This is a genomic window from Vibrio sp. 10N.239.311.G01 (assembly GCF_041465805.1).
GTDB lineage: Bacteria > Pseudomonadota > Gammaproteobacteria > Enterobacterales > Vibrionaceae > Vibrio > Vibrio crassostreae_C.
This window is the reverse complement of sequence record NZ_JBFSRM010000046.1, coordinates 1-16,495: the sequence shown is the minus strand read 5'-3', so window position 1 is coordinate 16,495 and position 16,495 is coordinate 1. Positions and strand designations below refer to the sequence as shown.

General features: G+C 39.0%; 9 protein-coding genes and 5 pseudogenes. 10 read left to right on the top strand and 4 right to left on the bottom strand.

Annotated elements, in window-relative coordinates:
* Both AB6D06_RS21705 and AB6D06_RS21700 read right to left on the bottom strand, forming a co-directional pair.
* A pseudogene (locus AB6D06_RS21705) lies at positions 1-659 on the bottom strand (IS4 family transposase); the annotation flags it as partial.
* Positions 660-771: 112 nt separating this feature from the next.
* Positions 772-1,224, bottom strand: a complete 453-nt coding sequence (locus tag AB6D06_RS21700) for an Lrp/AsnC family transcriptional regulator (RefSeq protein ID WP_017062578.1) — start codon at positions 1,222-1,224, stop codon at positions 772-774.
* 638 nt (positions 1,225-1,862) lie between these two features.
* Here AB6D06_RS21700 and AB6D06_RS21695 point away from each other — a divergent pair.
* The 3 genes and pseudogenes from AB6D06_RS21695 (at position 1,863) to AB6D06_RS21685 (ending at position 4,062) form a co-directional block, all read left to right on the top strand.
* Positions 1,863-2,568 (top strand): annotated as a pseudogene (locus tag AB6D06_RS21695) (DDE-type integrase/transposase/recombinase).
* A 543-nt stretch (positions 2,569-3,111) separates the two neighbouring features.
* Entirely contained in the window at positions 3,112-3,288 is a 177-nt protein-coding gene (locus AB6D06_RS21690; protein ID WP_016800056.1) for a hypothetical protein, read from the top strand.
* A gap of 144 nt (positions 3,289-3,432) precedes the next feature.
* Complete coding sequence (locus tag AB6D06_RS21685) at positions 3,433-4,062, top strand: winged helix-turn-helix domain-containing protein (RefSeq protein ID WP_016800058.1); 630 nt, start codon at positions 3,433-3,435, stop codon at positions 4,060-4,062.
* Positions 4,063-4,126: 64 nt separating this feature from the next.
* Here AB6D06_RS21685 and tnaA read toward each other — a convergent pair whose 3' ends face one another.
* Complete coding sequence (gene tnaA / locus AB6D06_RS21680; RefSeq protein ID WP_029203693.1) at positions 4,127-5,542, bottom strand: tryptophanase; 1,416 nt, start codon at positions 5,540-5,542, stop codon at positions 4,127-4,129.
* Between the two features lie 340 nt (positions 5,543-5,882).
* Between tnaA and AB6D06_RS21675 the strand changes: the two genes are divergently transcribed.
* The 6 genes and pseudogenes from AB6D06_RS21675 to AB6D06_RS21650 all read left to right on the top strand — a co-directional run.
* The gene (locus tag AB6D06_RS21675) at positions 5,883-7,226 is read left to right on the top strand and encodes an opine metallophore biosynthesis dehydrogenase (protein WP_017102562.1); all 1,344 of its coding nucleotides are present in this window, start codon (positions 5,883-5,885) and stop codon (positions 7,224-7,226) included.
* A gap of 82 nt (positions 7,227-7,308) precedes the next feature.
* Complete coding sequence (locus AB6D06_RS21670) at positions 7,309-7,740, top strand: GNAT family N-acetyltransferase (RefSeq protein ID WP_016800061.1); 432 nt, start codon at positions 7,309-7,311, stop codon at positions 7,738-7,740.
* A gap of 3,602 nt (positions 7,741-11,342) precedes the next feature.
* Complete coding sequence (locus AB6D06_RS21665; RefSeq protein WP_016800063.1) at positions 11,343-12,368, top strand: hypothetical protein; 1,026 nt, start codon at positions 11,343-11,345, stop codon at positions 12,366-12,368.
* Positions 12,365-13,279: an AAA family ATPase gene (locus AB6D06_RS21660; RefSeq protein WP_017103257.1), complete on the top strand. Its 915-nt coding sequence runs from the start codon at positions 12,365-12,367 to the stop codon at positions 13,277-13,279. The genes AB6D06_RS21665 and AB6D06_RS21660 overlap by 4 nt, the downstream gene beginning before the upstream one ends.
* A 125-nt stretch (positions 13,280-13,404) precedes the next feature.
* Positions 13,405-13,665, top strand: a pseudogene (locus AB6D06_RS21655) (resolvase); the annotation flags it as partial.
* Between the two features lie 91 nt (positions 13,666-13,756).
* Positions 13,757-13,993: pseudogene (locus AB6D06_RS21650) on the top strand (recombinase family protein); the annotation flags it as partial.
* A 1,009-nt stretch (positions 13,994-15,002) separates the two neighbouring features.
* On the opposite strand, the gene AB6D06_RS21645 reads toward AB6D06_RS21650, so the two are convergent.
* Entirely contained in the window at positions 15,003-15,188 is a 186-nt protein-coding gene (locus tag AB6D06_RS21645) for a hypothetical protein (protein ID WP_016800066.1), read from the bottom strand.
* A gap of 1,086 nt (positions 15,189-16,274) precedes the next feature.
* On the opposite strand from AB6D06_RS21645, the pseudogene AB6D06_RS21640 reads away from it, so the two are divergent.
* A pseudogene (locus tag AB6D06_RS21640) lies at positions 16,275-16,495 on the top strand (DUF1611 domain-containing protein); the annotation flags it as partial.

The window sequence follows — 16,495 nt, the reverse complement described above, 5'->3', positions numbered from 1 at the left end:
AGCCAGAGTCTTGCCATTTATGTAATAAACCTAAAGAATAGAACCCCTTATCGAAAATTGTTACGCTATGGTTTGGTGTTGTTTCTATTAGTTTTTCAGCTAATATCATTTCGTTTGTATTGTAATTATCAAATGCACTGGCCGTAATAATGTGACTGCTTAGTTCCATTTGGCAGACCATTCTCACTTGCGGATATTGCGTCCCTTTTTGTCGAGAAAATGCATTTTCATTTTGCGGGTTATCGGGCGTTCGCCAAACAACGCCATCGACACCAAGAAGCGTTAACCCATTCCACTAGGGTAACTGTGCGCTTTTCAACCATGACGTAGTCATTCGCTCAAAGACCGCTTTTATTGCGTCTTCACCCAACGTCTTTCGACGTTGAGTCAACGCACTTGGTGCGACAAAAGCTTTACCTGTACGGTCGTACAATATCAAGTTGGTTAACTAAATCTTTCATGGACTTATTGTTATAGATGGCCATTCCAACAAGCAGCCACACCATGGATTCTAGAGTTAACTTTCTCTTTCTCATCGTGACGGTATCAGTAAGAGAATAAGACTCGTCGATGAGTTCAATTGGAAGCAAGTCAGACAAAGTTTCAATGTTGCTAGGTTTCCAATCATTAATTATGTTTAGAGCTTGAGAAACATCCATAAAAAAATCCAAGTGCATTAAATACACTTGGATTTTGACAGCTCTGGAGGATCGTTCAACCGATCACTTTGGCTTTAACTGATCGGCATTACTCATAAGAGCGGCTTTCTTTTTAACGACTGATTGGTTGGTGTAGCACTACTGTTGTATTGAGAGAGCGAATGCCATTGAACGACTCTATCTCATTACATAAATGGTGTATTGATTGCAGGTCAGGTGCTTCAATCAAAGAAATAATGTCGTAGGTACCACCAACAATGCTTGTAAGTCTGACTTCAGGTAGTTCTTTTAACGCATTACTTACATCATTTTTCTTACCTTTTTCACAAGAAATCAGCAAATAACTTGCCGCTTTTCTCCCGTCATTTTCTACTCTTATTTGTGCCGTATACCCTTTGATAATACCGGTTTTTTCAAGTCTGTTGATACGTTCAGCGACTGCTGTTCGCGACAAGCCGATGTTGCGAGAAAGGTTAGCAATCGATTCTCGCCCATTGGAGAGTAGATTCGATAGAATTTTACGATCTAGTTTGTCTAAGCCTTGTAAACTAATGTTGGACATCATGTGTTCTGCCTTTTCTGAATTATTATTATATTTGTATTTCTCTCAAATTAGAGCCTTTATCTTTCACCTAACCCGTCCTAAATAAGGTTGACACATATCCAACATGAAATTAGAGAGTTACAAATACAATTATGACTCTTATCAGAACGCACTTGCGGAAAGGATAATGGAAGACTAAAGATAGAATACTCACTGATGATGCAAAGAAAATGGTCTCCAAATCAGTAAAAACTAAGCCCTACAATGAGTTTGGCCTCGTCAAACTCTAACCCCCCCCCCCGCCGATGAAGTACCTCCATCATTTTAATTAACCACTTGTTTGTCACCTCCCTCTATCGCCAAATCGAAAAAATAGGATGACTACAAGCGACTAAACCATCAAGAACAAGTTGGCTTGGGAAACTTCCTTCCTTATTCTATTTGACCTAGGGTAACTTCATCCTTATAACCCAAAAATTGGCTAAGTGCAGAGTGTTTGATTCTAGGTGAACCTAACAATCGAATTATTATCTTAGCCAAATATAAAGACCATTAATTTATTATTAATAAATAATGATAAGGCTTAATTCTTCTCACGTCCAAAAGGCTCTCTCCTGTAGTTGGCATCCTGATCCCGGACCTCATAAATGAGGGGTTCAATGGCAAAACGACAAAGACGTACATTTTCTACTGAATTCAAAAATATATGCTGCAAGCTTGGTTCTTGACCAAGGGGACTCCATCCCTGAAGCAGCTAGCTCTATGGAATACGTGAAACAGCTTTACGACACTGGGTCGAATAACTCAAAATTGAGCAAGGTGGGGTTACTCCAACGACCAAAGCCCTCACGTCTGAGTAAAAGAAAATCCAAGAGTTAGAAGCCCATATTAACCGATTAGAACGAGAAAAATCCGTACTCCAAATAGTGTTTGGTGCGGCGATATTACTTATCTTAGGTCTGGTTCGAAGTGGGCCTACTTAGCAGTAGTGCTTGACCTATTTAGTCGACGCGTTGTGGGCTGGCCTTTATCAGATAAGTCCAATGCTGAATTAGCATCTAAAACTTTAGGGCTGGCTTAGAAGAAACGGGGGCGGCGAAGAACATGATGTTCTATTAATATCAAGGATGCCAGGACAACTCAAAGCATGAGCCTTCGTGGTAATTGTTGGGAAAACACTCCCATAGAAGGTTATTTAGAAGCTTGAAAGCCGAGTGGGTACCAGAAACAAGCTACCTGGAACAAGCTCAGGACAAGAAAGACAACGGCTATTACCTGATGAGTCCTTACAATCGGCAACGCCCTCAAGAAAATGATGGGTTGTCACCAGTTAATGGCCCTTCAGCCAGTGTCCTGTACTTTTGACCACTACACCCCCTAGAACAATCAATATTCCGCCGACCATCAAAGACCATAAGCTAACCTATTTTATTTTTTAGTGACCCAAGTTCAAGCTAGACGCCCCCAAAACGCAATGAAATCTGTACTACTAAACATTAGATTAGTAAGTACACCAAAAAATGAATAGCTGCAGCTCGATTAAGAGTTCCGATTCTTTCGTAACGAATTGAGGAATAAAAGCAAAATAACAGGCTCAAGGGATCTCGTAGACAGAGAAGAAGCAACTATATAAAACAGGAAGAATGAGAGTATTAGTCAAAAATTTATTGTTGTTTAACCCTCCAAAACCCCAGTTTTAAAAAACTAAAATATCACTATAAATAGATGATTTTTTTGATAATTTATTTATAAATTATCAAAAAAATCCTATGAGGAATGGCCTAAATTTTAGCCATTGCCAAATGGGTAATCTAAAATTATTAATAATCATTTTTTATTAAAATTCATTCATCTACACAGATAAATTAGAGATGTGTATATGAATAAATTTTCAAAAGGACTACTAATATGGAAACACTGATCTGCCGCTCTTTTCAATCATTTATAGATTTCTGCGATAACGATATTGTTAAAGGAAAAAATATCCACTGCACTTTTAAGGCCTGTAAGGAGAAGGACTGGCGTTGGATGCAGTTTTACCTAAACGACAAAGGAGGAAAAGAGCTGACCTTTAGCTTCATATGAAACAAAACGCCTTAACTAATATTTCGTTTAACTTCAAATTTATTCAAAATTTTGTAAATAGTATTCAAAAAATGAGCCATTATATAAAGCACTAGAAAAACTAACTGTCTTAACCATCGCTCTCTAGAAATATGGAGAAACACTATGTTAAAAGCGCATCTCGAAAACCTACAATTACCTATAGGTAATTGTATATTACACAGGGATGAATCAGGGGCTCAATTGATGCTTAGCAATCAAAAGTCATTTTCAATTACCCTACCTGAAAGCTGTATCCTTGAAACTCTGATTAAGAAAGAACAACTCATTTCAACCAAAGAAGAGTTAATTATTGCCGCTTGGGGGAGCCCAGATATCATCGGGCCTAACTCTTTACCAGTCGCGATAACTAACCTAAGAAAAGTTCTAGACCTTGATAGCATCAAAATCGTCAACATCCCAAGAAAAGGTTACAAGATTCATATTCCTGAATTTGAAACCTCACTAGACCCGCCGAGAGATATAAAGTTACCACGTCACTCTAAGTTTTCGTGTCCTCTCAAAAAAGCAACCAATCATCTAAAATTATACCAATGGACTTTCATCGGCTTATCTTCAACAACCCTCGCGGTCCTACTAATCAGTTATTTCTATTTTCGATACGAACTTGAAGTTGTTAACGTGAACCTTAATAATCAATCAAGCCAAATCTGTTTAACAAAAAAGGATGAACTGAAATTAATCCTCGCCTCTTCCCAAGTTCAGGCAAGCAAAAAACCTTCAATAAACCCCTAACACCTCGTCAATTTAGTTATTAATAACTAAATCCCCCCTTATTCACAGCAAAGGGGGGTACAACTTAGAGTGCAGGTTCTAACGTAGCGTTAAAATGTCTCAATACTTTAGGTTCATAAGTAAACTTCAAACCTGAAATAGATGAGGCGCGTTTTTTCACTTCTTTAAAAGCAGCAATAATGTAATCAAGGTGAGCTTGCGTATAGGTTGCTCTGGGAATGGCTAAACGCAACAGTTCCGCTGGACAAGGCAGTTGTTCACCAGTTTCAAGGTCACACCCTTGCAATAAGGACCCTATTTCAGCCCCACGAATACCCGCCACTTTATAAAGCTCACAAGATAAAGCATGCCCAGGGAATTGTTCCGGCGGAATATGAGGTAAGAGCACACCTGCGTCAATAAATGCAGCATGACCGCCAGCTTGCTGGCAACGAACCCCTAACGCTTCAAGACCATTTACTAAATATTCAACTTGCTGAAGACGGGAAGCTAACCAATCTTCTTCCATCCCATCATAGAGTCCGACAGCTAGGCGCTCCATAGCACCGCCTTCAAGCCCGCCATAGGTTGGAAAGCCTTCCAATAGCACGCATAATGTTTTGCATTCTAATTGAACATCTAACAAGCTTTCATCTTTGAAAGCAAGCAATCCCCCAATAGGAACCATCGCATCTTTTTTCGCTGACATAGCAAAGATATCGGCATATTTAAAAGCTTCGCTAGTTATCTCTTGAATGCTCCATTCAGCATATCCCTCTTCGCGTTGCTTTACAAAATAGGCGTTCTCTGCAAACCGTGCACAGTCCATAACTACGGGAATATCATAAAACTGCGCTAACTCATAAACAGCCTTCAAATTGGCAAGAGAAACTGGCTGACCACCTGCAGAATTGCAAGTAATCGTACTCACAATATAGGGCACATTTTTAGCCCCGATCTCTTCAATGCCAGACGCGAGCGCTTTCAAGTCAAAATTGCCTTTAAAATCTCTCTTAACTTCAGTATTAAAGGCATCACGAGAAGGCACATTCATCACACGACAGTTATTTTTTTGAGTGTGCCCTTGAGTGGTATCAAAAAAGTAATTTGAAAATGCGGCCATCTTTTCTCGTTCTAGCCCCTTATCTCGTTCACGCTTATTGATCAAGGCAGGTACATACAACTGTTCAGCGCCACGTCCTTGGTGTGTAGGGATAGTAAACTGATAGCCAAATATATCTTTTACCGTTTGGCTAAGCGTCCGATAGCTTCGACTGCCGCTGTACGCTTCATCACCTCTCAACATTGCGGATTGCATGGCCTGCGTTACTGCCCCGGTGCCACTATCGGTCAGTAAATCGATAAACACTTTATCGCTATCTAACAAAAAAGGATTGTACCCCGCTTTCATTAACGCCAGCTCTCGCTCTTGTTCTGTTGTTCTTTTAACTGGTTCAATAACCCGGATTCGATACGGCTCCGGCAAATAGTGTGAATCCATAGGCTGTTCTTGATTGTTGCTAATTGCTGACATAGGGTTCTCTCCAAACATTTTCCAACGATTAAGGGTAAGTTGGTTAGAAATAACTAAAGAAGCCCATTATTCGGACACCCAAACCTCTCCTTCCCAACTTAAATAAAGATTAATCAAATAAATAAAATTTGGTATTAATTTCAGCGTAAATTAAATATTAATAAACATATTAACAACACCTAAAAGCCCTCTAAAAAAGCATCATAGCCATGAGAAAACCTGACCAAATGACATCACCGTTTTTTTAATTAATAAAGATAATTAAATAAACAATGGACTTAGAAAGTAGCACTATAAAAGTAGTGGTATGAGAATGAAAAATATACCTAGAGCATATAAATTAGAAGGAAAATGGAAATATGGAGAGCCCATTATGATACTAGGGAACACATTGGTTGCTGGAGCGGGGCCGGTCGGCATTCAAACTAGCCAAATTATGGCTCCTCTTAGTCAAAAAATAGCCCTCATCGGCAAAAGCTCCCCTCAGTGGGAAAATAGGCAAAGATTAATCAAACAACACGGATACGTTGTTTGTTGTGAGGTGAATGAACCACAATTAGCGACACTAGTCGGATTAGTTAAGTTTAATGAACTTTATACAGAGCTCTCTCCCCTTCCCTCCTCTTGGGATACGTTAGTTTTAGCCACTCCAGCTCACGCCTATTGTGATGTGTTGTCTTCCTTTTCTGAAATTTTATTAAAGAACTTAAAACAAATCATTCTTATGTCCTCAATGCTCGGTGGGTGTCTTATTTTAGAAGGAATGTTAAAAAAGAAAGGAGCCTCTCCAAATATAATGCTCTTCTCTAGCTACTTTGCGACGTCTTATTTTACTTCTAACCCGACGGACAAAAATAGGGTCCTCACGGTCAGAACCAAAACAGTAAAAAAACGAGTTTATATTTACCAGTCTAAATCCAATGATGGTTTATTGAGCGCCTTGCGAAACGCTTTAGAAAAAATTGATGTTCAAGTCATCCCTTTAGATAACTCGTTCAGTGTGGAAGGCAGAAACATTGCTACTTATGTACACCCTGCTTTTATTATCAATACGTTTTCATTAGATCACATTTTATCTAAGGAAGACGAAGTTAAGTACATGTATAAACTGTACCCAGAAGGGCCAATCACCATGAGTTCGATTAGGGATTTACTACTGCACTGGAAATCAGTTTCTCGCCTACTTGAACATTACTCAGCTCAACCGATTAATCTACTGCAGTTGCTAAATGATGAACATCACCGAGTACATGAAAAGACTATCCCCAAGGACAAAATAGTCTCTTTCAACGAGCTTGATGAGATAGAGCAGGAATATCTACTCTACATACGATATAGCACAATCCTGATAGACCCAGACCCGTTTTCAAAAGGTAAAACCTTTGAGGTTTCAGCCAAACCTTATATCAAAGGAAAAGTTAGAAAAGGAAGACTACTACTCCCCAGAACTCCTCTAGAAGACCTACAGACCCTTTATTGGCTTAACCACTTAGTTCAAAGCTCAAGCCTAATCTCTTCTGTCACATTTCCCTCAATAGAAGTGTTTGAAAATTGGATAAAAGAAAGAAACCTACCAAATACGCTAATCCAGGCTTTAAAACAACGCGCAAAAGAATATTACGAATATGCAACCCCATCTATTAGCCCCTAGTAATTACTAGGGGACACACATATCTTTTAATTCGCATTTTAGCGTTTTGCTTCAAAAAGATAACAGGAAAAAGGAGATTAAGGTGTTAATAAGAAAAGCGACGCTCAACGACATATCCTCTATCAATGCTCTGTGTCACGAGCAACTAACAGGCAGCCACAGTAAAATTAGCCATTACAAGAGAGAGCAGAACGAATACAGCTTAAGTGATTACAATTTCAGTAAAATCAGAATCATTGATCTAGTTTTTACGGAATCAATGATGAAGGAGAAGCTAAACAATAAAAATATCTATTTTTTTGTCGCTGAAACAAAAAAGAATAAACAAGTCATAGGTTACCTAATGGTTAGTGTCCATCCTCCTAAAAAAAGGCCGGCTCTCCAACAACGTCTCCCATCTTTCTACGCTTACATCGAACGATTTTATGTGTCGTATAAATACCATGAACAAGGTATTGAGCTTGCCCTACTCAACAGCTTTGATTATTGGAAAAAATACAAATCAGCACACTAATCATTATCTTTCAAAAAACCATGAAATTTGTCAATGCTCAGGCTGAGCATTGACAAATTTTCCCACAATCAAATCAATCTAAAGCTGTTTTTCTATAAAAGCCCATCAAACCTTCTTGATACCCAATCAAAAAGAAAAGGGCGAAACTAATATTGCCAGTGAGTTGCGAAAAGACAAGACAACACACACCACTACGACCCAAGCTAAAATAACGTATTCAATCGGTCACCAGTTATAAATTGCCCCAAGCCCCCTGGTTATCCCAAACCAAAGTAAAGGCGAGACAGCGAGTAACCAAGGAGTTTGGACCTCGATTTTTTATATGTCGGTTGCACCAGAAAAAAATAGCAACATGAAACGTCGATACCACAGCGTAAATCACACCGGTAATTAAGGTGTGACTGAGACACTACATTGTGCTTGGATACTGGTAGGAGGGCAGGGTAGGAGAGTATTAGAAGAGAACAGTTCATCTGCTTGGCATATGTGGCTTCAAACATCGAAATTAAAGCTAAGCGGTGTTCTGCTATTCGCTAGACAGATCTACGAGAGAAAGCCCTAATGCCTCACCTATGACATCTGGACAACTAGAAATTCGTGAATTTTAAAAGAAGGTATCTCGTCTTAAATAGGTTGACGATTTTTAGCAAGCCTGTAACGGAATTTTTTGTTTTTTCATACATATTATTTGGCCTGTTCATCTTACGAATGAAGGCGTCCGTTGACAATGACAACTAATGAACGCCCTCATCAGATTGAACATAAGTCATGTAGCTCACCAAAAACTCCTCTACCTTTGAAGAAAACATTTATTTTACCAAATTCGGATGCTTTTTCATTCAATGCCTTTTTCATTGTTTTGGTGTAGCTCCATTTTGGCTTAACCAGCAACCGCTCTTCTTGAAGGTAGTTAAACTAAACATCGCGGCCCAGCTTTATTCCTTTAGCTATCAATTGAGGTTTTAGTAAGAGAAGTGAAGCTTGTGAGTTCCTAGTCGAGACATGAAGCGCCTTAGTGCAAGCTCACCTTGACAATTTTTCTCTCTGATATACACATTAAAGATAAATATCGCGTAACGAACAAGCCCTAATTACGCTTACTTTCTTTTCGAAGGCTTCTTGCCGCCCTCGGTGATTTCGGCATCGTGCTCTTCCTTGAACTGACTAAATAATCCATTTCTCCATTTTCAATGGTATCCACAACCTGTATTTAAAGCCTAGTGTGTAATCTCGCTGAGTGCTCTTAACGTAGTGTTTATTTGGGATGGTCATAATTAGTCCTCAATGTATAAACATATTTCAAGACGGGGAAAATATTAAAAAAACCACGACTCTGCTGATAGTTTAACAGTCGGACAAGAGATAAAGTTTATCGATGGCTTACAAGCTCGTCGGAAACCTAAAAATATCATGGACCGCAGCGGCCAAGGCTGTCACTAAATAAGTGGAAAGTATCATCAATTACTGCGGTGCTTCCAGATAAAAAACTTATCTCGACGAAAAAATTGCAGGGAGTAGGCGACAATCGAACGTTTTTTAGAAGCTTAAATACTAAGTGGATTCCCGCAATAAATTATCGCAGCTTTGCAGAGACTCAAAAAATCATCCAATACATAATTAGATATTCCAGCCAACTTAGGCCATATCAGTATAATGGTGTTCTGACACTCATTGGCTCAGAACGATTGATTGTCTTGAAAACCGTGACCAATTTTATTGGACCACTATACTCTTGCCTCTAAAGAAAGATAAAGCCCAATTAAGCGATAAACGTAATTTCCCATCTAAGGGTTGATAAAGATTGCTACAAAGTTAGCGTGGTTGCATGACATTGGTATTCCTACAACGTTCGCGAGCTTGTTCGGTTGTGGGGTGGAACAGCACCTACCGACAATTTCAATTTAATAATCAGTAATTTCAGAGCACGCTTCAGGAACACATTCGTCAAAGTTGGATTTCATTTACGCAACAAGGTTTAAGTCGATTTTAAAGTTAATCTTCTCAGGGACGATAGTAGAAATAGCCTCTGAAGCCAATTTCTATCCAAGAGTGAGAGAAAGGGGCGGTAAATTATAATTATTGACTTAACCTTTGAAATTCGAGAGTTCGTAATATTTGATTTCTGGCGTTGGCACTTAAGGTTCTTCCCAAGGCAAATTAATCCCACTGTCATTAATATAATCAGCGCTCAACACACACAACTCATCACAACACGAATCAACCTTTGTCCAATCCTAAATCTATAGGCCTCATCATTTGCTTGAGGAGGCTATTGCCGATTGTAGTAGCTCATCAGGTAATAGCGGCTGAGCTTGTGTCCACTCGATTTTCAAATTTATGAATAACTTCTCCATGGGAGCATTGACGATCCCATGTCAATACTTACATCATAACTGAAAAATCTTTCAATATAATGGAGGGAAATTTACAAACGATATAGCGTTTCAAAAATCTTTGTGTTTCTCTTATCGAAAGTCCCTCTGCTTCTCTTCGCTACATATAGTTTTGTCTTAGGATCCTTCTCATTCTATCAAAACTACTGTCATCGGTGTCAGGATGTCTTTCCTGATGAAGTTTGTAACGAACTCACTTCAAAGAGGTTAGGTAAATGCAAACTCTTTGCCTAACCTCTGTAGATTAGCACATGCTGTAACCAACAATATCGCAGCTACACATGATCACACCAAAGTGTTCCATTAATGTTGAAGCTCTTTCTTTAGTTCGCATGAGAGAAACTTTTCGTAAGTAGATTTAAATGATAAATAGGTTTGACTGCATAAAAAATCGAGGAGACATAGCAAGCTCGTTTAATTCAGTCAGGCGCAGTGACGAGTAATGCATGAAACTGATTTACAGCCTGGGATGATCTAAAAAACGAAAAAGATCTTCACCATAAGAGCCCGCATTAATAGTAGCGATTTACCACCTAGTTTAGTACCTAAGATCATTAGACCACTACAAACCCAACCCATTTATCAATTACATGCAATTGGTAAAAAATATAGCTAAACATTAAGAGTAAGACATAAAATTATTAGAGAACTAACATTTACCCAACAACTAACATCAAAAATCTCTCGAGATTTGATGTTAGTTGTTGGGTTACCGACTGAGCCTAAGTGAAGTTGGTATATCTTGAAACTAGATCCTAAAGTTTCTAGTTTCTTAGAGTTCATCTAAATGTATCAACATCTACCGATTCAATATCAACATCTACCGATTCAATATCAACATCTACCGATTTTATATTGATATTAAACGATCAAACATATAAACATTTACCGAAATAAGATTTTTTAGTATTAACATTAGCCGATCTAAAAGAAAGGTAAGATCATTAATTTAAGTTAACTTATGATAATTAACCTAAATTGGTTATAAAACGATCAAAGCATTAGATAAATTATGAATTAAATACATAGTTTGATCATTGCGAAGTAACTAAACATTTACCGAAAAAAGTAGTTATTTACCGATATTTATACATAATTTATGTGACGAGCTATAGATATTTACCGAAATAATATAGACATCTACCGAAGTTGATGAGGTAAGTAAGGTTATCTGTTAAAATGATACTATCTCATTCTTAGGTAATGATCATGACGTTATCATCCAACTCTAGCCTGACGGTTATTAATGAAGAAGACCGAAAAAATCGGTTTATCTCATCGATTCTTTTCTCTCGAGCAACTATTTTTCATCCTGCTTCTCGTTTGACTTCAACGATGCAGTCAAAATTGATTCAAATTGCTCAGAGTGGTGGTACAGATCCAAATCACCCATTAGAGAGTGTTAATATTAATAGCTATGGGAAAAGCTTCAGGGTTGATCTACATGTAGATTATCTCCTACAACCTCATCGCGATATCCTCGAGACTATGCTGGCCTATGCTCAAACTATTCAACTCGACGATGCTTCTTATGAAGCGGGATCTCGTTTAAATTGGTCCCAAGTATATCAAACCATTTCTGATGGTGATATTTCTGACACTCAACAAGATGGTTTCGACTCTTTTATTGACCGGGATGCAACCGTTTTATCGATGAGTATGTATGAGCTAGCAACCCGAATGGGAATGGCGACAACTCGTCCGAACTACGATCAAATTGAGCGTCGTATTACTCAATTGGCAACGGCTCATTTGGTGATTAATGAACTCGATGAAGAACAGAACGTTGTAGGCAAAAAGCCCTTAGAATTTGTGCAAGATTACCGTTTCTATTGTGATCGAAGTAAATTCAAAACCGGCCGTAAAAACAGTAAGAATCTAACTAACCATGTATTCTTAGTGCCAGACATGCGCTTGCTACAAGCGATACGCGACCATGGTTACTATTATCGATTAGAACAACACAAAATGACCAACTATAGTAAACCGTCAGTTCGCTCATTCTTAAAATACATTACCACGCACAAAGCAGAATTTTTACATAACAAAAAGTTTGAATGGGCGCTCGATAGTTACATTCAGTCTATTGCTTCTAAAGTCAGCCATAGCTTCCGGAGCGATCTAAGAAAAGATTTGTTGGCCAATGCCGTGCAAATTGAAAAAGATTTTAGTCTTCAATTTCGCGATGTTGGTAATGGTATACAGATCTTTTATATTGGGGAGGGTAAATCATGATTACTCAATCTCTTGATAGCTTGATGTCTTCACCTGCGAGCCAAAGCCTAGAGTTCAGTATAAAAGGCTTACTCAAAGGGCATGTAGGTATGTTGATTGCCGCACCGAATGTCGGTAAATCTCACCTTGCACTTTGTATTGCGATGGAACACGCTTCTTCAATGTCTTTACTAGGGATGAGCGCGGCCGACAAACCGGCTAAAACCTTGGTACTGAGTTCAGAAGACGGGGCTGGCGTGATTCAATCTCGAATGAAAGAAAAGCTGGTTAATTGCACTGCCACCATTAAGTCAGAGCTAAAAAAAAATCTACATTTTTTAACGGACATTGAACCGATAGTGATCCCGCCCGACAGCTCTGCACAAGAAAAAGTAGAACATAAGCAGTATTTAGAACAACTCAAACAAATTTTCTCTGAATTCGATTTAGTGATAGTAGACACCGTGACTGAGTCAATAGGCCGTTGTGAGGAAGTCAAACACGATCGCTTAATCAAAAATGTCTTCCAAAGCCTTGCCAGTGAATCAGGCGCTAGTTTATTGCTTGTTCATCATGTGAATAAAGAGGAAATTCGTGGTAATCAAGAAATTACCATGGCATCTGGGGCTGGTTTAACGTCGATAATGCGATTAACAAAGTGCTTATTTACGTTAAAGAGAAACAAGGATTTCCTGTCGATTAAGTACCTTAAGAGTAATTATTTACCTGAAAATGAAAATCAAGGGTTTGCGGTTGAAGTAAGACAAAACCTTACGATTAATCCACAGGTATTCAGTTTGAAATCCAAGACGTCTAAGTCTGTTCGATCGGTGCAAAGTATTAAGCAAAATCCAAAAAAAATTACGCTGCCTGGAACTATCCCGGAACAAGAAGAAATTGAAGAGCGTAAAAACCTCAGAGACGTTTTGTAAGCTAGCTCTCACATTTTCAAAAAGCACCGAATTTCGGTGCTGTCTTTTTGTCTGACTCTGTTCGCACTTTCTTATATCCGTTCACTTTTTTGTCTACCTTAGATAATCTTATTTAAGGTGAAAACATGGTGAACTACGCATATTTAGGAGTCTCTTCAGACAACCAATATGTAGCAAACTAAAAGCACGGGCTCTATGACTCTACCAAAAAGGTTGGGATAGGTAATTTGGTGTTTGTAGAAGTCAGCCGTATTGCACGTCTTACCTCACAAGTGCTCAAAGCACTCTAAGTGAGCATGGAAAATAAAATCATCGTCTATATTGCTAATCAGAATTTGCAACTGGATGGTTCAATGCTGTGTCGGATAATGGCAACAGTACTAGGCGCCAAATTTGGTTTTACTCTAGGCTTATTTCATGAAAATTGTCTATGTCCGTGTCAGTACCCAAGACTAAACGTCCGACGTTCAAATTTAACAGCTAAACCAGTTGTTGGGCTTTGCGAGGGAAGGGGACATTATTCACGTTACCAAAGTCGATTGAATGGCGCGTAATACCATCGATGCATTGCAAATTACCGCTCAGCTCGCGCAAAAGAAAGCCGGTTTGGTTTTTCATGATTTGTGCTATTTGGAGCTCAATAGCTATGTAGGCCGGATCATTTACACCACCAAGATGGAAAGAAAACACATCTTGCAGCGCTGTAATGAGGGGGTTGGCACGAAAATAGGGCTTGTTTTTTCCAGCTTTACGTTTCATGAAAACGGTTGAGGGGACGTTTAAGTGTACTGGGTTTTGTTTTTATGTTCGATGCAGTTTTTAGGAGGCCGCATGACAGTTTGTCCCACAAGATCCGCCGAGACATATCTAGGTGAATTCGACCGATTTTGACTCCACCGTAAAGGCGGTTTAGGTACATGAGGTGCTCGTTAAGGATTTCGAATCTACCGACTCCATAAGACTAGAAGAAGGCAATCTAGGTTAAGGTGTCAGGATTATATATTGTGACGGCGTAACAAGTTTTGAGCCGATGCGAGAAGATTACGTTTGCGAAGAAAGTAGAAAGGACGAGAGAAACAACGTTCGCGTATCGGCCTCTTCTCTTTATGACGACTAGGAACAGGCTCTTAACGTCGATATCACGTTAAATAATCGTTAATGTTTACTTCATCAATTTGCTCAGGCTGTAAATAGTCATCAGTAAGACGTTTACAAACCCTCGAACTTAAAAAAAAAGCGAACAGAGCAGGGTCAACGCTTCAAAGAGATCGGCAATGGCCATGACTTTTGTGGTAAGAGGCATCTCTGAGCCCGTTAAGCCCATAGGTTACACTTACCATTAATTTTCTCATGGTGGCCTCCCGCAATTTTTGCCAAGTTTCGAATATGTCGTGGGAACGGTAGCTACTCCAAAATATGGATGGTTTGAACAATGTGATCGTTGATGATAAACCGTTCTTTCTCTGTTAACGTGCCGCTCTGAATACCTAAGTTGTGCATTTATCCTTTATTCGCCTGATATTGCTTCGGCTGGGTATTTATCTTTTTTCGTGTACTGCTTCATTTCTTCTGAAGATGTACCGAGTTGTTTACTTAAGGTTAGAGTCCACATTCGTGAGACGATATTAGGTTCAGTTGGTGTGATAAACTCTGCTCCCAAATTAAGCTGAGCTAAAAATTAAAAATATTGATTCAACTGTTCACAATTTTCTATTAGTTGCTTTCACCATCCAACTGGATACGCTTGCACCAAAGACTTCAATTTCGTAATTTCTTCCTCACGTTTAAGAAGCTTGAAGCGTATTCTTACTTCGTGGATCCGGTTATAAATCGCTTCCAGTTTTGTTGCTTTTTTGACCACACCTTCGGGTGTCGTGATTTTTCCACAGTCATGTAGCCAACTCGCCATTTTCAACTCTTGCCACTCTTTTTGAATTAAGAAAAAAGTGGTCAAAAGGCGGTAAGGTAGATTCTTGAGCTGCGCGAGTTAACCACTCGGCTAAGATTGGAACACGTTGGAAATGGTTTCTGTATAAAGGGATTTTTTGTCTAATAATCCTGCAATAAATTTGATGAATTGGTTAAGGAGTCATGTATGGTTTATGGTGTGCACGACATGGAAATTTGATTCGATAGGGACAGCAAGGAGTGCCTTGAAAAGACATTTATTGCCAGAGTTTGTGTGCTATCCCGTCAGTAGCCTTGATTCATACCATGTACAACGTTGATTTGATGAATTTAGTTGACTTAGGCTGGCGCTGCCAACCGTAACCTTGATGTGCTTCGTTCTATTTTTAAGTATGCTGTTCAGCAGCGTCTTGTATGGAGAATCCTTGTGATGGCATTAAGCAAAACCGTAAAAAATAGCTTAATCACACATCTTAAGTATGGAAGAGCCAAAGCAGCTTAAAATCGTTTTAAGGTGCTAAAATTGCTCCTTTTAATGGGTTGTCTAATTTAAGAGGTGACGGGGCTGAGATGGTCTTTTGTCAAAAATGATGAATGGCACCGCAGTTGTTAGGTCATAAGCGTATTCCGTCAACGCTTCGTTTGCCCATGTGAATGATGCGCAAGTATCGCTATCTTCTGAGGCGATAGGGGAAGTCATTCGTGGAATATTATCAGGTCAGTTTATGAGTAAACCTAAAAATCGAAAAGTGAGAGCATCCAAACCTAAACAGACGAGCTCCCAAGCGCAGAGGAAGACTTATCAAAGCAATGCCAACACGTACTGATGAGGAAGTTGAACGGTTTAGGTATCTGTGTTGATATTAGGATGTTAATTGAGTCGATTCTCGGGCGATAACTCACTCTAGTAAGGGCTAATTTTCAAAGTGATAGACGCAGAAGTGTCTTAATATTAACCAACAATAGTCTGGTAAGTGTGTTACCTTGGTTTTTATCCCTACCGCTTAGTAGGGACTTCTTTTCTTTTCCGAACTCGCATCTCGGCACTCCTTAGTTGCCCTTCTAAGCCTCACCGCAGGCTTTAATTATGTCCATTTCAACCCAAAAGTTAAGAAACATCTTCAAATTCACTAGAATTGAAAATTTTAAAACCAACTACAATGTAACTCATATCGCTCCTTGGCTACCACTTGCTCAGAAAGTGAAACCTGTCATCCCTTCGGCAATTATATATTGCGAAGGTAATTTCGGTGAAATTGATGGTAAAACCGCTAATGGGCTAGTGAGGCATTCATTAAGCTATCGTAT

Coding starts and splice junctions, on each gene's coding strand:
- AB6D06_RS21700 (WP_017062578.1), bottom strand. CDS start 1,224: ATGATGTCCAACATTAGTTTACAAGGCTTAGACAAACTAGATCGTAAA.
- AB6D06_RS21690 (WP_016800056.1), top strand. CDS start 3,112: ATGGAAACACTGATCTGCCGCTCTTTTCAATCATTTATAGATTTCTGC.
- AB6D06_RS21685 (WP_016800058.1), top strand. CDS start 3,433: ATGTTAAAAGCGCATCTCGAAAACCTACAATTACCTATAGGTAATTGT.
- tnaA (WP_029203693.1), bottom strand. CDS start 5,542: ATGGATTCACACTATTTGCCGGAGCCGTATCGAATCCGGGTTATTGAA.
- AB6D06_RS21675 (WP_017102562.1), top strand. CDS start 5,883: ATGAGAATGAAAAATATACCTAGAGCATATAAATTAGAAGGAAAATGG.
- AB6D06_RS21665 (WP_016800063.1), top strand. CDS start 11,343: ATGACGTTATCATCCAACTCTAGCCTGACGGTTATTAATGAAGAAGAC.
- AB6D06_RS21660 (WP_017103257.1), top strand. CDS start 12,365: ATGATTACTCAATCTCTTGATAGCTTGATGTCTTCACCTGCGAGCCAA.
- AB6D06_RS21645 (WP_016800066.1), bottom strand. CDS start 15,188: ATGGCGAGTTGGCTACATGACTGTGGAAAAATCACGACACCCGAAGGT.